We start from the raw sequence: 20,739 nt of genomic DNA on the forward strand, positions 1-20,739 counted from the left end.
GGTGGTGAAATCTCTGGGGCCTTTTGCGCTAGGGACCGCGCCCTCAATCGTTTTTTTATACCCGCGAAAAATCAAAATTAATCCGGAGAGCTTATGGCTGGATCGGCGGGCCGTTCCGGGCGGCGTCCGAAACCTACAGCACGTAAGGAGTTAGCGGGCAACCCGGGCAAAAGGGCCCTCAATAAAGACGAACCTGTATTCTCGCCCTTGAAAGGCGTAGCTGTCCCGGACTGGATTGTAGAGGCCGAGCTCCCCCTGGCGGCCACCATGTGGCAGATGACTACAAAAGAGCTTTGTGGACAGGGCCTGATTTGTGTGACGGATCTGGCTGTGCTGGAACGCTGGTGCGTTGCGTATGAGTTCTGGCGCCGTGCTGTGCTGAAAGTAGCCAGTGAAGGGCATGTGGTTACCGGTGCTACCGGTGGCCCGGTAAAAAATCCCCAACTTACAGCGATGAAAGAACATTCATCCGAGATGAGCACCACCGGCTCCATGCTCGGACTGGATCCCAGCGCCCGCTCCCGTCTTATCGGACTGGCCGGCAAAGGGAAATCTGAAAACCCGTTTATTAAGATGATCACCTCATGAGCCGCAAATCCTATCCCAATGTGAATGCGGCGAATCAGTACGCCCGGGATATTGTGAAAGGAAAAATTCCGGCATGCCGCTTTGTCATTCAGGCGTGCCAGCGGCATGTTGATGACCTCGCCGAAGAAAAGGGCAAAAAGTTCCTGTTCCGGTTTGATAAAGATCTTGCAGAAAAAGCTGCGCGATTTATCCAGCTGCTCCCACACACTAAAGGTGAATGGGCTTATAAGCGTATGCCTATCACGCTTGAACCGTGGCAGTTATTTATTGTGTGTAGCGCTTTTGGCTGGGTGCATAAAGGGTCCAAACTCCGAAGGTTTCGCGAGGTGTACACCGAAATCCCCCGTAAAAACGGGAAGTCCGCTATATCGGCCGGTGTGGCATTATTTTGCTTCACCTGTGATGCTGAGTTCGGGGCTGAAGTCTATTCCGGAGCGACAACAGAGAAACAGGCCTGGGAGGTTTTCAGGCCGGCAAGGCTGATGTGTAAGCGTACACCGCTGCTGGTGGAGGCATTCGGGATTGAGGTTAACGCATCAAATATGAACCGGCCGGAAGACGGTGCCCGGTTTGAACCGCTGATCGGGAATCCCGGTGACGGGTCATCACCACACTGTGCGATAGTCGATGAATACCATGAACATCCGTCAGACTCACTCTATACCACCATGCTGACAGGGATGGGGGCCCGGCGTCAGCCGCTAATGTGGGCTATCACTACCGCCGGGTATAATATTGAGGGCCCTTGTTACGATAAGCGCCGCGAAGTCATAGAGATGCTGAACGGTACTGTACCGAATGATGAGCTTTTCGGAATTGTGTTTACCGTGGACGAGGGCGAGGACTGGACTGATCCGCTGGTACTCGAAAAAGCGAATCCGAACATGGGCGTTTCGGTTTACCGTGAGTTTCTTCTCAGTCAGCAGCAGAGGGCTAAAAATAACCCCCGACTGGCATCTGTATTCAAAACAAAACACCTGAATATCTGGGTATCGGCCAGAGAGGCATTTTATAACCTGGTGAACTGGCATGGTTGCGAAGATAAAACGCTGACACTGGATCATTTTGAAGGGCAGCCCTGCGTTCTGGCATTCGACATGGCCAGAAAGCTGGACATGAACAGTATGGCGCGGTTATTTCACCGTGATATTGACGGTAAGCGGCATTATTACTCTGTGTGCCCTAAATTCTGGGTGCCATATGACACAGTATATGGCAGTGAAAGCAACGATGATCGCAGGACAGCTGAGCGCTTCCAGAAATGGGTGGAAATGGGTTTTCTTACTGTCACAGACGGCGCTGAAATTGACTATCGGTATATTTTGGAAGAAGCAAAAACAGCGAATAAGCTGAATCCGGTTTCAGAATCACCTATAGACCCCTTCGGCGCCACCGGTATTTCTCACGAACTGGCGGATGAGGGACTGACGCCAATCACCATTATCCAGAATTACACCAATATGTCGGATCCGATGAAAGAGCTGGAGGCAGCTATAGCCTCCGGGCGCTTCCATCATGACGGCAACCCGATCATGACCTGGTGTATTTCTAACGTAGTCGGCAAGTACCTGCCAGGTAATGATGATGTTGTGCGTCCGATTAAGGAACAGAACGAAAATAAAATTGACGGGGCAGTAGCCCTGATTATGACGATCGGTCGCGCAATGCTAAATGAACAGCGTGACTTTCTCTCCGGCCTGGACCCAGAAGACGACCTGTTATTCCTATGAAATCACTGATTATCGATTTATTTGGCCTGTCGGGTATCGGCCTGACAACGGCCGGCGTCTGGCTGCGCTTCGGAATGGCCGACGCGCTGATTTATTTGGGGGCCGTTTTGCTCCTGGGAGCTGTTTTTACGGCGTGGAGGGCGAGAAATGCTGTTTGATACGATATTTCGGTCCGAATCTCTGGAGAATCCGGCTAATCCTGTGACGTCAGAATCGGCTGATCTTGACGGAATTTTCGGTCCCGATGTGTATGTCAGCCCTGAAACGTCTATGAAGCTGGCAGCAGTTTACTCCTGCATCTATGTGCTGGCGTCAAATATTGCCCAGATGCCGCTGCATGTTATGCGTCGGAATAATAATCTGGTTGAGCCGGCACGTGATCATCCGGTGTTTTACCTTATTCACGACGAACCGAACGTCTGGCAGACCAGTTATAAATGGCGCGAGCTGAAACAGCGTCATATTTTGGGCTGGGGGAACGGGTATACATGGGTTAAGCGTGACCGTCGTGGGCAGGTTACAGAGCTGGAAGCATGCATGCCCTGGGAAACTACGCTGCTGCAGACCGGCAACCGGTATACCTACGGTGTTTATAACCAGGAGGGTTCTTTTGCAGTCAGTCCGGACGATATGATCCACATCCGTGCCCTGGGGAATAACCAGAAGATGGGGCTCAGCCCGATACTTCAGCATGCGGAAACAATCGGCATGGGTATGTCGGGTCAGAAATACACATCAAGCTTCTTTGGCGGTAATGCGCGTCCGGCAGGCATTGTGTCTGTTAAGCAGGAACTGAATGACAACAGCTGGCAGCGTCTGAAAACAATGTGGCAAAAGGCCAGTGCAGCATTACGCAGTCAGGATAACAAAACGATGCTGTTACCGGCTGAGTTGGATTATCAGGCACTGACCGTATCACCGGTTGATGCTCAGATCATTGAAATGTCGAAACTGAACCGCTCAATGATTGCCGGGATATTTAATGTGCCGGCCCACATGATTAATGACCTCGAAAGCGCCACTTTCAGCAATATCACACAACAAGCAATTCAGTTTGTCCGTTACAGCATCATGCCGTGGGTGACCAACTGGGAGCAGGAGCTTAATCGCCGGTTGTTCACCCGCTCAGAACTGGCCGCCGGCTATTACGTCCGCTTCAATCTTACTGGCCTGTTACGCGGTACCCCACAGGAGCGTGCCAATTTTTACCACTTTGCAATTACTGATGGCTGGATGAGCCGGAATGAAGCCCGCGCCTTTGAAGACATGAACCCTGTGGCTGGTCTGGATGAAATGCTGGTTAGCGTAAATGCAGCCAGCACGGTAACGCCGAAAACTGATGAGGATAAAAATAATGAGTGACCGTGAAGTACGGTGCTATTCCGGAGAGGTCCGGGCGCAACAGCCTGCAGAGGGAGGCACAAAAATCAGTGGTTACGGGTCGGTATTTAACAGCCGGTCCGAGCCTATGTGGGGATTCAGAGAAATTATTAAACCAGGGGCTTTTGACAGCGTACTGACAGATGATGTTCGTGCACTGTTCAACCATGACCCGAACTTTATCCTCGGGCGCAGTGCTTCCGGCACCCTGCAGTTATCACTTGATGAGCGGGGGCTGAAATACGATATCAATGCCCCTGATACCCAAACAATCCGCGATCTGGTTCTTGCTCCTATGTTACGGGGGGACATTAATCAGTCGTCTTTTGCATTCAGTATCGCGCGTGATGGCGACGACTGGTACGAGGATGATGAGGGGATCGTTATCCGGGAGATTAACCAGTTTTCGCGGTTGTATGACGTCAGCCCGGTAACTTATCCCGCTTACCAGGATGCTGATTCCGGCGTCCGTTCAATGAAAGCCTGGCAGGAGGCGCGTGACAGTGGCGCGTTGCAGAAAGCCATCAATGAAAAAATGGCGCGAGAGCGTCTTCTGACTCTGATCAATGCGTAAGGAAGCATTATGAAACTGCACGAAATGAAAGAAAAACGTAACACCATCGCGAAACAGATGCGATCGCTGCATGATGCTATCGGTGAGGCCTCATGGACTGAAGAACAGCGTAAGCAATGGAAAGATGCCAAAACAGAACTTGATGCGCTGGATGATAGTATTAAACGCGAAGAAGAGTTGCGCCATATCGACCAGAGCTTTATTGAAGATCAGGAAGGTGAGCAGCGGCATCAGCAACAAAATCAGGATCCGGAAAAGCAGTCACAGGAGCGCCGTGCTGCAGCATTCGATCGCTTTCTTCGTCACGGCCTGGGGGAGATGTCAGCAGAAGAGCGCCAGGCGCTTCGTGAGCTTCGCGCCCAGGGAACTGCGCCGGACGAAAAAGGGGGGTACACAGTACCGACACAGATGCGCAATATCATCATCGAAGCTATGAAAGCTTACGGAGGTATTGCCAGTGTGGCGCAGATGCTGAATACATCCAATGGCCAGCCGATTGACTGGGCGACTTCTGACGGCACCACTGAAGAAGGCGAACTGTTAGGAGAAAATACAGCAGCTTCAGAGGAAGATGTTTCGTTTGGGTCGGCTACCCTGGGAGCTAAAAAACTGTCATCAAAAATCATCCGGGTGTCTAACGAGCTGTTGCAGGACAGTGGGGTTGATATGGAAGCCTTCCTGGCTAACCGGATCGCTCAGCGTATAGGTCGGGGCGAAGCCAATTACCTGGTACAGGGGACGGGTACCGGCACACCTCAGCAGCCAGCCGGTCTGGTAACCTCAGTTACCGGAACCGTGAGTACAGCATCAGCGACGGCGTTCACCTGGAAAGAGATGAATGCGCTTAAACATGCTCTGGATCCTGCTTATCGTGGCGGACCTCAGTTCCGCTGGGCTTTTAATGACAGTACGCTGCAGGTGATCGAAGAAATGGAAGATGGCCAGGGGCGGCCGTTGTGGTTGCCAAGTATTACCGGTGGTACTCCGTCTACGGTTCTGAATATTCCGTATGTTATTGATCAGGCTATTGACGGTATTGCCGCCGGTAAAAAGTTCATCTTCTGCGGGGATTTTAATCGTTTCATTATCCGCCGTGTTACCTATATGACCCTGAAGCGACTGGTTGAGCGTTATGCTGAATATGATCAGACAGCATTTCTGGCCTTCCACCGTTTTGACTGCATCCTGGAGGATACAGCAGCGATTAAGGCGCTGGTGGGTAAACCGGCAGCGGGTGGTTGATGCTCTGAACTCTGGATTTAATAACGCCGCGTAATGCGGTTTTTTTGTGCCCGCTTTCCGGCGGGCATAGGAGAAGCTATGTCACCGACCGTTGAAGAGGTCAGGCTCCATTGTCGTATAGATGATGATGCAGAGGACAGTCTTCTGACTGCCTATATCACTGCGGCTGCAAGCAGGGCCGGGAATTACCTTAACCGGACGCTTTATGCAGATGAAGTCCCTGATACCGATAGTGATGGTCTGCTGATCGCCGGTGAGATAAAACAGGCTTTACTACTGGCGGTTGGTTTCTGGTACGGGAACAGGGAGGCACAGGCATTACCTGATGGGTTTTATCTTCTGCTGGCACCGTACCGTTATATTCCGTTATAGGAGTGGTTATGGCCTGTACAGGTTGTGAGCGCCGGCGCGAATGGCTGGCACACTGGATGAGGGTTGCTAATGAACGTATTACAGGCAGACGAACTGATCGCCGCAGTCAGGGCACAGACAGTTGCACAACGGGAGCAGGCGGAAGCGATAAACCGGCTGGCTGAGTCCAATCAGGCACTGGTGCATGTTTTGGTCAGTGATGCTGACGATCCCGAAGAGGGCCATCATGTTCCGGCTGCAAGTCTGTACCTGAGTGGCCCGCCGCGAGGAGCATAAAAGTGAATGCCGGAAAGCTCAGGCACCGAATTGTGCCTCAGAAACCGGTGGCCAGTCAGGACCCGTTCACCGGTGAAGTAATTAAAAGTTGGGTAAATCTGGTCACGTCAGCCAGTGATGGGGCTATCTGGGCAGAGGTTTACCCGCTGTCAGCCCGGGAGTTTATCAGTGCCCGGGCATCTCAAAATGAAGTTACAACACGGATAACTATTCGTCGTCGTGATGATATTACCGGGCAGTGCCGGATCCTTTACCGCGGGAAAATTTTTAATATTGAGGGAGTCTTGCCTGATCCGGCCTCCGGGCTTGAATACCTGACTCTTCCATGCTCTGAGGGTGTGAACGATGGCTGATAACGTCCGATTTAAGATTGATGGTCTTGCGTCACTCAAAGGCAAGCTGGCTGAAATCTCGGATGATCTGAAGCGGAAAAGTGGTCGTTCTGCACTCAGAAAAGCTGGTAGCGTTATCGTGAATAAAGCAAAACAAAATGCCACCCGCATAGATGATCCGGCAACAGGCCGTAGTATTGCAGACAATGTTGCCATGCGCTGGAACGGTAAATTATTCAAGCGTACCGGTAATCTGGGCTTCAGGATTGGTGTAATGCATGGTGCAGTTCTGCAGAAACATCCGGATAAAGGGGTAAATGCCCCCACACCACACTGGCGTCTGCTCGAATTTGGTACCGAGAAAATGAAAGCTGAACCTTTCATGCGTCCTGCAGCAGAATCCAGTATTCAGGAAGTGGTTAATACCTTTGTCAGTGAATATGACAGGGGGATTGACAGGGCTATCAGGCGGGCTCAGAAAAAAGGGGCAGATAATTGATTGCACCAATATTCACCGTATGTTTTCAGGACCCGGCTCTTTTGTCGCTACTGGGATCATCACCAATGAGAGTTTATCCGTTTGGCGAACATTACGATAACCCGGTTTATCCGTATGTGGTCTGGCAAAATATTTCCGGGGAACCTGCAAACTACATGGGAGAACGGCCCGATATTGATAGTTTCAGTATCCAGGTTGATGTTTATGCCGACACTGCCATTTCGGCAATGTCAGTAGCGAAAGCAGTCCGGGATGCCATTGAAGGGCAGGCATATATTACACGATGGGGTACTCAGGAAAGGGACTCCGAAACCAGAAAATATCGCTATTCATTTGATATTGACTGGTTTGTAAAACGCTAATCAACAAACAACACACAGACCCGCTTCGGCGGGTTTTTTTATTGAGGAAATGACTATGTCAGTCGTGACACAAGGTACCCAGCTTTACATCCTGAATGCCGGGGTTGTCAGTGAAGTGGAATGCATTACTGGTTTCACGCCGGGGGGTAACCCTGCAGACCAAATCGAGGACACGTGTCTCAGTGAGCGTGATTCCCGTACTTATAAAAAAGGGCTTAAGACTCCTGCATCTGCAACGGTTACGCTTAATGCTGATCCGGTCAATGCCAGCCATATAGCACTGCATCAGTTGTCCGAATCCAACGATGAAAGGATCCTGACCTTTGCTGTTGGCTGGTCTGATGGAAGCGCGGCCCCGGCAGTAGCAGCGGCAAATGCAGATAAAGCTGTTGATGGGCTGACTCTGCCAGATTCGCGGACCTGGTTTGTTTTTCAGGGTTATGTATCCGATTTCCCATTCGATTTTCAGGCTAATGCGGTTGTAAGTACATCCGCCACCATTCAGCGTTCCGGCGGCAGCGTCTGGGTACCTAAAGCACCTGCATAATTGCGACTGCCCGATTTTTGGTCGGGCTCTGGAGGAAAAATGAAACTAACTATCGATAATTTGAAAGAAAAAGGCGCTTTTACCGGGCGTCCGGTACCAAAAGAAATCATCTGGAAGCAGGGGGATGAGGAAATTACCGCTACAGTATTTATCCGGCCTCTGGGCTATTTCTCTGCCAAATCTGATGTACTGGCATGGAATGGACACATTGATAATGTGGCCGGGCGCATTGCAGCGTCGATTTGTGATGAGAACGGCGTACCGGTATTTACCCCTCAGGATATTACCGGAGAATCAGACCCTGAACGTGGTGCGCTCGATGGAGGACTGACGATTGCGCTTCTTCTCGCGATCACGGAAGTTAATGATATGGGAAAGGCGAAGACCTGACGCCGGAGGATGAGTTCTGGTGTGAACTTGTCATGAATGGTATCGGGGGAAGGACTATTGCAGAAGCCCAGGAACGTATCAGCATCAGTGAATATTATAAATGGCTGAACTATAGAAATCGTACCGGCGGTTTAAATCCGGTAATGCGTACTGAGTGGGGAGCTGCATTGATCTCATCTGTCCTGGCTAATGTGAATAAATCTGCAGCTACTCAGCCTTATATGATTGAGGATTTTGCGCCAAATTTATCAGCAAGGCAGAAAGGTAAGGGGATAAGCCTTGACCAGGCGAAAAAAGAGTGGATTTAACGAAAAAATAAGCAGTCTTTTTTTGAGGGTATTTTTCCGGAAACATATCTAATGTTTCTTTTTTAATCCGGCATGATGAGGCGACAGCTCCCCTCGCTATAGACAATGATATTTCAGATGATATCGATAAGGAGTATCGGAAATCGTCAAAAGTCTGCCATGTAAAATAGTCAGCCCGCTTCGGCGGTTTTTTCATTGGAGATATAATGGCTGGGAAATCACTAGGTACACTGACAATAGATTTAATTGCTGAAGTTGGCGGTTTTGTCAAAGGGATGGACCAGGCTGAACGGGCAGCGGATAAATGGCGGCAAAATGTCATCAAAGATGCCGCTAAAGTAGGGACTGCTTTTGGTGCTGCAGTTTCAGCGATTTCCGCCGGTACATTATCTCTGATCAAGTCAACATCAGCTCATGTCACGGAAACTGATCGCTGGGCTAAATCTCTTGGCATTTCTACGTCGGCATTAATGCAGTGGCAGTATGCCGCTGAAAAGGCGGGGCTGTCAGGAGATAATATCTCCGACATTTTCAAAGATTTGAATGATAAAATCGGGGATGCCGTTCTTAACAATTCAGGGCAGGCTGCACAGGCACTTGATACACTCGGGTTATCTGCAAAGAAACTTCAGACGTTATCGCCTGATAAACAGTTACTTGAAATATCCCATGCAATGCAGGGTATGAATAAAGCTCAGCAGACAAATATATTTGAATCTCTGGGTAATGACTTAACAAAGCTCTCCCCGCTTCTGGATAATAATGCTGAAAAGCTAAAATCCCTGATGCAGAATGCGACCGATTTAAGTATCGCACCGAAAGATACAGACGTAGAAAAATTGCTGAGAGTTAATCAGGTTTTTCAGGATATCAGTGACAATATTGATGGGTTTAAGAATCGTTTTGCTATTGCACTAAGTCAGATTGATTTGTCGCCAATGCAGGAATCTTTAAAAAACATCCAAAATGTATTAACTGATCCACAAACGCTTAATGGTATGGCAAATCTTGTTGATGGGGCACTTCATCTGGCAAATTTCGTCACTAAAGTGGCTGCGGGTCTGGGGAATATAGCTGCACTCACTGGGTCGAGAACCCGGGCGATATCCGGTAAATATGATCAGTCAGATGTAAATGATGTGCAGAAAAGGCTGGATTACGTTCAGAACTCCGGGAATGCTCAGCCTGGAGAATTAGAGTTTCTCCAGAAACGCTTACATTTCCTTAACGCCTTAAAAAAGGCAGGAGATGATATAAACCCGGGAGCCGGGAAAGGAATGGGATCCTTACTCGCTGCCATGGGTATTAATTCGGGAGGGGATTATAAACTTGGTGCAGGAGAACATAATCAGAAAGTTAATACACCAAAACCTAAAACTGATCACAATGCCCTGAGACTGGATAACTCTTTCAAAAGCACAGAGCAGGCATATCTGCGTCAGATTTCTTTGATAGACACGACTGGGAAAAAAACAGCAGTAGTCACTGAGCAGCAAAAGCTTGCTTTTGAGTTATCAACGGGGAAGCTTAATGGGCTGAATTCTGCTCAGCAGGACCGGTTAAAATCGCTGGCTACGGAGGTTGACCGGTTAAATCAGCTGAAAAAAGCCAATGAAGATAATGCGAAAATTACTGCTTATATTGCCACGCTTCAGGAAAGTAATTTCAATAATAAGAAAGGTCTTGATATTGATTTTATTGGGGCCGGCATGGGCGATAAAACCAGGGGGGAATTAAAAGAAATAGTATCAATACGACAAGAGTTTAACAGTCAGCAATTAGAATTAAATAAGCAGTACAGTAACGACGGTAATAAATATCTTTATGATAAAGAAACCTCTGCATTAAATGAAGCAATGAATCAGAGACTTTCCGACCAAAAAAATTATTATGAAAAACTAGATGCTTTACAAGGTGACTGGCTCCTGGGCTTTGGTGACGGTTTAAGAAATTCAGCTGATGAGTCAAATAACCTTTACCAGCAGTTAGGGACTTTTGCGCAGGAAACGTATGAGGGTATGTCAGATGCGCTGGCAAATTTTGTTCTGACAGGAAAAGCAAATTTCAGGGATTTTACTCGTTCTGTTTTAAGCGATATTGCAAGAATATCGATGCAAAAGGCACTGGCAGGCCTGGTTGGCGGGGTTTTTAATAGTTTCAGTCCTATTGGTGCAAGCAGTAATGCAGCTGTCAGTGGTATGAGTGCAGGCAGTAATGCTGCTGTCGGAGGGATGGGATTATCACTTAATTATAGCGGCTATGATGGCGGCGGGTTTACAGGAAATGGGGGGAAGTATGATCCAGCAGGGATAGTACACAAAGGTGAGTTTGTTTTTACTAAAGAGGCGACTAGCAGAATTGGTGTGGACAAGCTTTATAACATGATGCGCGGATATTCTGAGGGTGGATATGTTGGCAGAATAGCCAGTAATACACCAACTTCGGTGGGGCAGGTTTCGACGGGTGGAGTGTTCCAGATCACTGCACCGGTGACTCTGAATATTGGCTCTGATAATAAAAGACCTTCGATTGATAGTGATGGTATGTCCCGGCAATTACAGTCAGCAATGATTAATGTAGTTAACGAACAGGCAATGAAACAAGGCACACCACTCTGGCGGGCAATCAAGGGGAAATAATGACTACGGATATCTTTGATTACAGTGTGAGTATAGGTGCATCAGGCACACAGCCGGTTAATACATACTCCGCACAATTCGGGGACGGCTATAGGCAGGTCGCCGGAACTGGCCTGAATAACCCCCTTGAAACCTGGGATCTCATTTGTAAAGGTCGCCCGAATCAGATGATTGATGTGCGGAATTTTTTGAGCAGCCATTGTGTTCATTCCTTTTACTGGACTAATCCCTGGGGAGAAAAGAAGCTTTATCGGGTTAAGGCTGACTCGATTGCCCCCTCTTTTACTTATGGTGACTGGGTCGAAATATCCTTCACATTTGAAGAGGCCGTAGCACCGTAAATCCGATAACAAACAACAGGCCGCCTGCGGGCGGTTTTTTTATGGGTGAAATATGAGCTTTACAGCCGACTTACAACACCTGGAGCCTGGTTCGCTCGTTCAGCTTATTGAAGTGGACGGTACCGAATTTGGTATGGATAAAGTGCTTCGCTTCCATGCATACAATATTTCTGAAGCAGGCTGGCAGTCATTTGCCGCCGAAAATTTACCGTCGATCATCTGGCAGGGGAATGAGTACGACCCGCACCCGTATGAGCTGCAAGGCGTCGCGGTATCCAGTGAGGGTTCACAACCCACGCCGACCCTGTCAGTGGGTAACGTGATGAACTCTGTCACAGCGCTGTGCCTGCAATATGATGATATGGTCAAAGCAAAGGTTCGCATACATACCACATTCAAAAAGTATCTCGATGCTGCTAACTGGGCGAAGGGGAATCCTGATGCCAACCCTCACGAAGAGCGCGTACAGCTTTTCTATATCAACACTAAAACCTCGGAAACACGTAGTCAGGTAGATTTCGAATTGTGCTCACCTTTCAATCTGCAGTCTCTGCAATTACCGGCGCGCCAGATTACGTCTGTCTGTACCTGGTGTATGCGTGGCTGGTACCGATCCGGAACAGGCTGTGATTATACGGGGAGTAACTACTTCACCAAAGATGGCGTGGCAACGAATGATCCGTCGAAAGACATCTGTGGTGGCCGGCTTGATGATTGTAAGCAGCGGTTCGGGACCAGCTCTCCGCTGCCTTTTGGTGGTTTCCCGGGCGCTAACCTGCAGGGGAAATAATAATGCGAAGAAAACTGCTTGATACGATACGTCAGCACGTTATCGCTGAATACCCGAAAGAAGCCTGTGGTGTGATTATCCAAAAGGGAAACAAACAGACCTATATCCCTTGTCACAACGATGCCTGTGACCCGCTGAACACGTTTGTGATGCGCGAGAGTGATTACTGGTCAGCAGAGCAGCAGGGGGAGGTGATCATGATTATCCACTCCCATCCGGATGTGCCTGCGCTTATCCCTTCAGAAATGGACAGAATACAGTGTGATCACTCAGGTCTGGAGTGGGGAATTATGTCGTGGCCGGACGGTGATTTCTGCACTTTCTCACCGCGCACTGACCGCGATTACGTCGGGCGGCCGTGGGTGCTTGGCCATGCGGATTGCTGGTCCCTGATTATGGATTACCACAAACGAGAGTATGGTATAGAGCTGCGTAACTGGTCGGTACCCTATGAATGGTGGGTCGCTGGTAAAGAGAACCGGTACGAGGATAACTGGCGGGCGGAGGGGTTTATCGAAGTTCGGTACCCGCAGCCTGGAGACATGATAATGATGCAAATCGGTGCGCCGGTCACCAATCACGCTGCCATTTGTCTCGGCGATAATCTCATTTTACATCACAACCTCGGCAATCTCTCAACGCGTGTCCCTTACGGTCAGTACTTCCGTGACCGGACAGTGCGTATCGTCAGACACAAGGATATTCCTGATGCTTAAAACGCTCATTCTGAAAGGCCGGGCGGCTAAAAAATTCGGTAAAACGCACCAGTTCAATGTTGCCGATTTAAACGAGATGATCCGCGCTATGTGCTCACAGGTCACAGGTTTCAAAAAGTATCTGGCAACAGCTCACCATGACGGTATTCATTTTGCTTTCTTCTCTGGCAGAACGAATGTCGGTTTGGAGGGGTTTGACCTTACGCGGTCTGAAGATACCTACACTCTGCAGCCGATCCCCCGGGGCGCGAAAAGTGGCGGATTACTGCAGGTGGTCATCGGCGCGGCGGTACTTGCCGGTGCATTTTTTGCGCCTGCCGGCCTTATTGCTTTAGGCGTCAGTGCATCCACTGCTGCAGCCACAGGCGCTGCCCTGATGGGCATTGGGATCTCTATGTCGCTCGGCGGCGTGGTGCAGATGCTGACCCCGCAGCCTAAAATGAATGTCGGAGCATCCTCCGGTGCTGACAACAAACCTAACTATGCTTTCGGCGCACCAGTCAATACCGTGGCAATGGGTTACCCGGTGCCGCTGCTTTACGGCGAGCGTGAGACGGGCGGGGCGATAATCAGTGCGGGGATCTTCTCCGGCGATCAGCAGTAAATTAACGAATTCAGTCAGGTCACTTCGGTGGCCTTTTTTTATGGGTGAAATATGTCATTTGTTAAAAGTTATCCGGTACAGGGCCGTAAAGGCGGGGCAGCGAAAGCCCATACTCCGGTTGAGCAGGCTGATAATCTGCTCTCTGTGGCAAAACTAAAAATGTTACTGGCCGTCTGTGAAGGCGAGTCTGAAGGTACGGTCACCGCACAGCAAATTTACCTCAACGATACTCCGCTTGCGAATAATGACGGCAGCTATAACTTTACCGGGGTTAAATGGGAGTTTCGGCAGGGCACGCAGGACCAGGAATATATTCAGGGGATGCCGGAGATTGATAACGAGCTCTCTGCCGGACAGACTATTACTACGGCGAACCCCTGGACGCGGCAGTTCACCGATACCACGCTTGATGCTATTCGCATTAAACTCAGCTTACCCGCTCAGTATCAGTACAAAGATAACGGAGACATGGTGGGTACCGTCACTGAATATGCGATTGATCTCTCTACCGATGGCGGCAGTTATCAGACGGTGGTTCAGGGTAAGTTTGACGGAAAAACCACCTCAGAATATCAGCGGGATCATCGTATTGATTTAGTCAGCGGAGCCTCATCCTCGGCGGTTCGTGTAAGACGTATTACTGCTGACTCTGCAGATACCAGGCTGGTTAATGCCTTTAAAATTTTTTCGTTTGCAGAGGTGATTGATAGCAAACTGCGTTATCCCAATACCGCTCTGCTTTACGTAGAGGTCAATGCCGAGCAATTCACTGGCGGCGCACCGAAAGTAACAGTAAAGATGAAAGGCAAAGTTATCAAAGTCCCTGATAACTATGACCCAGTGACACGCTCTTATTCCGGCAGCTGGTCCGGTAATTTTAAGCTGGCTTACAGTAATAACCCGGCATGGGTGTTCTATGACCTGATTCTGGATAAGATTTACGGCATGGGCAACCGAGTTGATGCTTCAATGGTTGATAAATGGAGTCTGTATCAAATCGCGGTGTACTGCGATGAAATGGTATCGGACGGGGCCGGCGGTACAGAGCCGCGCTTTACCTGTAATGTTTATGTGCAGTCACAGGAAGATGCCTTTACCGTGATGCAGGACTTCGCGGCTATCTTCCGGGGAATGACTTTCTGGGGAAATTCTCAGGTTATCATTAATGCAGATGTGCCTGCAGAGGATACAGAGTGGACTTATGCAGCGGCTAACGTGATTGACGGGCTGTTTAACTATGCCGGCGGCTCGTATAAGAACCGTTATACATCTTGCCTGGTGAGTTATTCAGACCCGGCGAATCACTACTCAGACACAGTCGAGGCAGTGTATGACCCTGCGTTAGTTGAGCGCTATGGTGTACAGCAAATGAGTCTGACGGCTATCGGCTGTACCTCACAGAGTGAGGCGCACCGGCGGGGGCGCTGGGCACTGCTTTCTAATGCGAAAGATGCGACAGTCTCGTTCAGTGTCGGTCTGGACGGGCATATTCCGTTACCGGCGTCAGTGATTGGTGTGGCTGATCCGTACCGCGCCGGAAAACAAAATGGCGGGAGAATATCAGCAGTCAGCGGCTTACATATCACTCTCGACAGAGAGGCTGATTTCGCGGCGGGTGACCGGCTCATCCTGAATTTACCTGACGGCACTTCTCAGACCCGAACGATTGCCAGTATTGCTGATGACAAAAAAACCGTGACGGTTAATACCGCGTATAAAACGCCCCCCGTCCCCGGGGCTGTGTGGGTTATCGACAGTGACAATCTTGCTGTACAGCGATTCCGGGTGACATCGATTACGGACAATGGCGACGGCACCTTTACGGTCGCCGCGGTGCAGTATGACCAGGAAAAGTTCCGCTATATTGATGACGGAGTAAAAATTCAGCCGGCACCGGTCACCGTCACGCCAGCCAGTGTGATGAGTGCGCCGCAGAATATCGTAGTCACTGAGCAGGACCATATTGCGCAGGGAGTGACGGTTGCCACGCTTCAGGCGTCATGGGATAAACCGGAAGGCGCCGTTAACTACACGGCACAGTGGCGTAAAGATAATGGCGACTGGGTGAATATCGGCCTTACCAGTTCGCAGGGCTTTTCTGTACAGGGAATTTATGCCGGTGTTTATGATGTGCGGGTCAGGGCTGTCAACGCGGCGGATATATCCTCACCCTGGGGTTATGCTCAGGGTGTGGCATTATCAGGAAAAATCGGTCAGCCCGGCACCCCTTTAAACCTGCAGGCAACGGATAATGTTGTATGGGACATTGGTCTGACATGGACATTTCCTGATGATGCCGGTGACACTGCGTATACAGAGCTGCAGGTTGCAACCACACCAGACGGACAAAACCCGCAACTTCTGACACAGGTACCTTATCCTGCTGCCGGATATCAGCACGGGCCAATGGCTGCAGGCGTTACAAGATGGTACCGGGCTCGCCTGACAGACAAAGCCGGTAATAAAGGCCAGTGGACAGGCTATGTGACCGGGCAGTCGTCTTCCCGTGCCAGCGATGTACTGAGCTATATTTCCGGAGAAATCAGCAAAACAGATTTAGCTAAAGACCTGACTACTGAGATTGATAATAAAGCGGAACAGTCGAAAGTTGATGCTCAGATATCCGGGGCCAGTACTGCCGCCAAAAATTCACTTGATAGTGCGATCTCCGCGGTAAATCAGCAGCTGGCAGACGCGAAGAAAGACGCTGCCGCGGCTGTTGCCGCCGAAGCAGAGGCCCGTGCAGTCACGGACCGGGAAAACGCGAATGCGATAATTAAGGAAGCACAGGACAGAACTGCTGCTGTTGCGGCTGAAGCTCAGCAAAGAGCGTCAGCGGATAAGAATAACGCCAGCGCAATATCACAGGAGGTGAGTGACAGAGCGGATGCTGTCAACGCTGAAGCTCATGCCAGGGCTGACGCCCTTCTGAATGAGCAGAATTCACGGACAGCAGACATCGCGACCGTGAAAACGCTGATTCAGAACGGTGATAACTCCCTTGCTCAGCAGATAGCCAAAGTCGCCGCCGGTACCGGTGAACAGTTCGACTCCCTCGATATCTGGTATTTCGACAACGGAACCCGCGAGGGATGGACAAGCCACGGCGGCGATCCTGTTATCTCAAGAGACGGCTGGATGCGTCCGGCGGTCAGTGGTGATGAGTATATAAACTCACCCGCGGGATTAAACATCAATTCATCGGCGTACCGATTTCTCAAAGTCAGACTGAGAAAGACAGGAACACTGCATTGGGACGGGCAGCTACGGTGGAAAGACAGTAAGGGGTCATTTAATGACACCAATATGGTCACTGTTGCAGAGCCTGAATGGGACGAAAATAATACAGCAACGATCACATTTCATGATGTACCGTGGACCAATGTTTCCGCCGTTGACCAGTTCCGCTTCGACTTATCAACCGCGGTTGATGCTAATAATTACATTGAGTATGACTGGATTGCTGTTGGCCGGCCAACACCGGGGGCCGGGATGGCAGCATTACAGAGTGAGCAGGCAGCGCGTGTGAATGCGGATGCCGCCGAGGCAACGCAGAGGACCACGCTGGCCACTCAGCTCCGCGGGCCATATACGGGGAGTGATGCCTCTCAGTTAACGTCCGGCCTTATCTACAGTGAGCAGCAGCTGAGAATTACCGCGATAAAAGCGGAGGCCACCGCCAGACAGGCGCTTGAAACTAAGCTTGATGGCAGTGTGTCTGACATAGATAAATCACTGGACACGCTGAACACAGCAACTCAGGCCAACGCATCAGATATTACGAAGCTTAATAGCAGCCTCAGCACCACTGACAGCAACGTGGCAAAAAAAGCCGAAGCAACGGCTCTGAATGCTCTGCAGCAGACCGTCAGTCGGCAGGGAGACACCGTTACCTCGCAGGGTAATTCCATCACTACTCTGCAAAACAGCCTGACACAGACTAATAAGAATGTGGCGACGAAGGCAGATGCTTCTGCACTCAGTGCATTGAACAACACCGTCAGCCAGCAGGGGAGCACACTCTCATCACAGGGCGCTGCCATTACCAGCCTTACCGGCCAGTTAACTTATGGATCAAACCTGGTCCCTAACCCGCAGATGCAGAATAACGCCGCAGGCTGGTCAGCTGTGTCTTCTGGAATAGATAGCGTAAGGAGTTACGTTCAGTCGAACTCTGCTTATGCTCCATCTTCTGCGTACTTTGCTGTTATAGAAGGGCAAGTGTTAGTTGTTACGGCAGATCTCTGGATAAATGTTTCCACCCCCATAATGATCAGATTTAGATTTGACGGGCCTAATCTTAGCAATAATGCTTTCGCTGTATTTGTTGAAAATTCGCCCGTTATTAATACCTGGTTTCAGGGGGTGGGTAAAGCAACCGTTCCATCCGGAGCGACTTCTGCGCAGATACAGATTTATCACGGTTCGGGTAATGCAAGGTTATCAAATCCGCTCGTCTATGTTCAGACAGCAAGCGCTGATGCATTGCAATCCCTGGGGAACAAAGTAACTCAGCAGGGCAACACGCTCACCTCGCAGGGTAATTCTATCACCAGCCTGCAGAACAACCTGGCGCAGACCAATAAAGATGTGGCGACTAAGGCCGATTCATCGGCGCTCAGCACACTGACTAACACGGTGAAAAGTCAGGGTGACAAGATAACGTCGCAGGGTGATGCGATCACCAGCCTGCAAAATAACCTCGTGCAGACCAATAAGACCGTGGCTACAAAGGCGGATGCCTCAGCACTGAGTAATCTGAGTAATACCGTTACTCAGCAAGGAAACTCATTAACCACGCAAAGCAACGCTATCACCAGCCTGAATAACAGCCTCAGCCAGCAGCAGGCAAAAGGCGGGAATCTCGTCACAGACCCCGGCTTTGAGTCTTTCACCGAGTCACGGGATGGCGTTGGCCTTATTACTGACGGGACGCACCATTCAGGGAGTAAGTGCGCTAAGTTACGCAGAACAGCTCCGACAGGCTCAGGCGGGAATAATGATGTCAATTATGGCGGATGGTTTAACGTCAGGCCCGGGCAGGTATTCTATGTCGAAGGATGGTTCAGGTATGACGCGAATAGTACCAGCAAGAATGGTTACGCTAACGTGGGGATATGGACAAATAATTTCGCCGGACAAAACAACTGGTCGACGTGTTTTCAGGTGAAGATTGCAGACTTACCATCGGATATCTCATGGAAGAAATACAGTGGCTACGTCACCGTACCCGCTGACAGCATTAAAGGTGTGCTTTGGTTCGCTATTCCGCAACAGCCAGCCAATACGCAAGGTACATCAATGCTGGTTGATGATGTATATGTCTGTGATGCAACTGAAGGGTACAAGGCTCAGCAGTCAGCTGATGCTAATGCGAAGACGATCAGCACTCTGAGTTCAACTGTAACCAGCCAGGGCAACACGCTCACCTCGCAGGGTAATTCTATCACCAGCCTGCAGAACAACCTGGCGCAGACCAATAAAAATGTGGCGACTAAGGCCGATGCATCAGCACTGAACACACTAAACAACACGGTGAAGAGTCAGGGCGACACGATCAGCTCTCAGGGTAACGCTATCACCCAGCTGAACAACGGCTTATCTCAGACCAACAAAACTGTAGCCGCTAAGGCTGACGCTTCGGCACTGAACAATCTGAGCAACACTGTTAATCAGCAGGGTAATACAATTAGCGTCCAAGGGCAGCGTGTCACTGCGCTTGAATCGAATATTACCGCGGGGGATAACCTTCTGCCTAACCCGCAGTTCCTTAACGCAGGACAAGGCTGGAACGGTGTGCTGACTACTGTCAACGGCTATTCTGCAATTACTACCGGTGCCGGTGGTGGCTGGTCGCCTAACGCGGGTAAATTTACGGTCAGCCCGGGTGATATTCTTGATGTGTCGTTGATGTGTAAAGCAAATATTAACTTTACTAATGTAGGCTTCGCTATCCGTTTTGATGGCCCTGGCGTTAGTAACAAAGGTATAGGGTCTGCAAGGCAGAACTTTAAATCGGGGGATATTAAAGCGATTTCCTGGAGCGTTACGGTGCCTGATGGTGTTACAACCGGACTGCTTCAGCCCGATCAGAACTGCGCGGCCGGTTCGTTAACAATATACAATATTGTGATAACCAGGAGGGACGCAGGGACCATCGCAAACTCATCAGCAATTAACACGCTTAATAGCACGGTAAAAACTCAGGGAGATACCATCACCTCCCAGGGTAACGCGATCACTCAGCTGAATAATGGTCTGACACAGACAAACAAATCTGTGGGAACAAAGGCTGACGCTTCTGCCCTGAACAGCCTGAGTAACACGGTCACTCAACAGGGCAGCACCATCAGCTCGCAGGGGACGGCGATCGCCAACCTGAGTAACAGCCTTACGCAGACTAATAAGGACATGGCGACTAAGGCAGATACCAGTGCGCTGAGTAACCTTAGCAATAACGTGCAGGCGCAGGGGAGCCACCTGACAGCTCAAGGTCAGCAATTAACTGTCCTGTCTTCCAGCATCAGCGCCGGGGATAACCTTGTGCCTAACCCGGATATGCTGAGTAGTGCTCAGGGGTGGAGCTATCAAAAGCTTGGCTCTATGAATGGTCAGCCCTATGTTCAATCGTCAAGTGGTTATAACCCAACGACTCCGAAGTTTTCGGTATTAGAGGGTGATATCTTAGATGTCAATTTGATTGCCAGAATGAGTCTGGCAGCAAGTGGAATATCATGGCAAATCAGGTTCGATGGTGATGGCTTTACGAACAGGACTGTAAATCTCTCCACCGATAACTATGCAGCGACAGAGCATAAGTCAGTCAGTGGGTCAGTCACTGTTCCGTCCGGGGCCAATACTGCATACCTTCAGCCAGGTCAGGCGGTTCCATCCGGCAATGACCTCATGCTTTGGGCTGTTCGTATCACCCGCAGAAGTGCCGCAACACTCGCAAATGCATCTGCGATTAACACTCTTAGCAACAAGGTGACGCAGCAGGGTAATACGATAACCTCTCAGGGGAGCGATATTACTCAGTTGAATAACAG

The 20,739-nt window shown here is 50.0% G+C and carries 20 protein-coding genes; all 20 read left to right on the top strand.

Annotated elements, in window-relative coordinates:
• Nucleotides 1–93 precede the first annotated feature (93 nt).
• The gene (locus tag JK216_RS15180) at nt 94–588 is read left to right on the top strand and encodes a phage terminase small subunit P27 family (protein ID WP_212711262.1); all 495 of its coding nucleotides are present in this window, start codon (nt 94–96) and stop codon (nt 586–588) included.
• Nucleotides 585–2,318, top strand: coding sequence for a terminase large subunit (locus JK216_RS15185; protein WP_212711263.1), 1,734 nt, complete (start codon nt 585–587; stop codon nt 2,316–2,318). Before JK216_RS15180 ends, JK216_RS15185 begins: the two co-directional genes overlap by 4 nt.
• A complete protein-coding gene (locus JK216_RS15190; RefSeq protein WP_212711264.1) occupies nt 2,315–2,476 on the top strand; it encodes a hypothetical protein in 162 nt (53 codons plus the stop codon). Before JK216_RS15185 ends, JK216_RS15190 begins: the two co-directional genes overlap by 4 nt.
• Nucleotides 2,466–3,680 (top strand): phage portal protein, encoded by a 1,215-nt coding sequence (locus tag JK216_RS15195; protein WP_212711265.1) that lies wholly within the window; start codon nt 2,466–2,468, stop codon nt 3,678–3,680. The genes JK216_RS15190 and JK216_RS15195 overlap by 11 nt, the downstream gene beginning before the upstream one ends.
• Nucleotides 3,673–4,272 (top strand): HK97 family phage prohead protease, encoded by a 600-nt coding sequence (locus tag JK216_RS15200; protein ID WP_212711266.1) that lies wholly within the window; start codon nt 3,673–3,675, stop codon nt 4,270–4,272. The genes JK216_RS15195 and JK216_RS15200 overlap by 8 nt, the downstream gene beginning before the upstream one ends.
• A gap of 9 nt (nt 4,273–4,281) precedes the next feature.
• Nucleotides 4,282–5,514: a phage major capsid protein gene (locus JK216_RS15205; RefSeq protein WP_212711267.1), complete on the top strand. Its 1,233-nt coding sequence runs from the start codon at nt 4,282–4,284 to the stop codon at nt 5,512–5,514.
• Nucleotides 5,515–5,592: 78 nt separating this feature from the next.
• The gene (locus JK216_RS15210; protein WP_212711268.1) at nt 5,593–5,886 is read left to right on the top strand and encodes a head-tail connector protein; all 294 of its coding nucleotides are present in this window, start codon (nt 5,593–5,595) and stop codon (nt 5,884–5,886) included.
• A 69-nt stretch (nt 5,887–5,955) separates the two neighbouring features.
• Entirely contained in the window at nt 5,956–6,162 is a 207-nt protein-coding gene (locus tag JK216_RS15215; protein ID WP_212711269.1) for a hypothetical protein, read from the top strand.
• A 2-nt stretch (nt 6,163–6,164) separates the two neighbouring features.
• Complete coding sequence (locus tag JK216_RS15220) at nt 6,165–6,515, top strand: phage head closure protein (protein ID WP_212711270.1); 351 nt, start codon at nt 6,165–6,167, stop codon at nt 6,513–6,515.
• Nucleotides 6,508–6,993: an HK97-gp10 family putative phage morphogenesis protein gene (locus JK216_RS15225; protein WP_212711271.1), complete on the top strand. Its 486-nt coding sequence runs from the start codon at nt 6,508–6,510 to the stop codon at nt 6,991–6,993. Before JK216_RS15220 ends, JK216_RS15225 begins: the two co-directional genes overlap by 8 nt.
• A complete protein-coding gene (locus JK216_RS15230) occupies nt 6,990–7,355 on the top strand; it encodes a DUF3168 domain-containing protein (RefSeq protein ID WP_212711272.1) in 366 nt (121 codons plus the stop codon). Before JK216_RS15225 ends, JK216_RS15230 begins: the two co-directional genes overlap by 4 nt.
• Before the next feature lie 55 nt (nt 7,356–7,410).
• A complete protein-coding gene (locus JK216_RS15235) occupies nt 7,411–7,902 on the top strand; it encodes a phage tail tube protein (protein WP_212711273.1) in 492 nt (163 codons plus the stop codon).
• Nucleotides 7,903–7,941: 39 nt separating this feature from the next.
• Entirely contained in the window at nt 7,942–8,292 is a 351-nt protein-coding gene (locus tag JK216_RS15240) for a phage tail assembly chaperone family protein, TAC (RefSeq protein ID WP_212711274.1), read from the top strand.
• A 32-nt stretch (nt 8,293–8,324) separates the two neighbouring features.
• Nucleotides 8,325–8,600, top strand: a complete 276-nt coding sequence (locus JK216_RS15245) for a phage tail protein (RefSeq protein WP_212711275.1) — start codon at nt 8,325–8,327, stop codon at nt 8,598–8,600.
• A 206-nt stretch (nt 8,601–8,806) separates the two neighbouring features.
• The gene (locus JK216_RS15250; protein ID WP_212711276.1) at nt 8,807–11,239 is read left to right on the top strand and encodes a phage tail tape measure protein; all 2,433 of its coding nucleotides are present in this window, start codon (nt 8,807–8,809) and stop codon (nt 11,237–11,239) included.
• Nucleotides 11,239–11,580 (top strand): phage tail protein, encoded by a 342-nt coding sequence (locus JK216_RS15255; RefSeq protein WP_212711277.1) that lies wholly within the window; start codon nt 11,239–11,241, stop codon nt 11,578–11,580. Before JK216_RS15250 ends, JK216_RS15255 begins: the two co-directional genes overlap by 1 nt.
• A gap of 52 nt (nt 11,581–11,632) precedes the next feature.
• Complete coding sequence (locus JK216_RS15260) at nt 11,633–12,370, top strand: phage minor tail protein L (protein WP_212711278.1); 738 nt, start codon at nt 11,633–11,635, stop codon at nt 12,368–12,370.
• A gap of 2 nt (nt 12,371–12,372) precedes the next feature.
• Nucleotides 12,373–13,086 (top strand): C40 family peptidase, encoded by a 714-nt coding sequence (locus JK216_RS15265; RefSeq protein ID WP_212711279.1) that lies wholly within the window; start codon nt 12,373–12,375, stop codon nt 13,084–13,086.
• Entirely contained in the window at nt 13,079–13,690 is a 612-nt protein-coding gene (locus JK216_RS15270; protein ID WP_212711280.1) for a tail assembly protein, read from the top strand. The genes JK216_RS15265 and JK216_RS15270 overlap by 8 nt, the downstream gene beginning before the upstream one ends.
• A gap of 51 nt (nt 13,691–13,741) precedes the next feature.
• A partial coding sequence (locus JK216_RS15275) for a hypothetical protein (RefSeq protein WP_212715388.1) occupies nt 13,742–20,739 on the top strand: 6,998 nt, incomplete at its 3' end.

The organism is Tatumella sp. JGM94, assembly GCF_018257595.1.
Classification (GTDB): Bacteria; Pseudomonadota; Gammaproteobacteria; order Enterobacterales; family Enterobacteriaceae; genus Tatumella; species Tatumella punctata.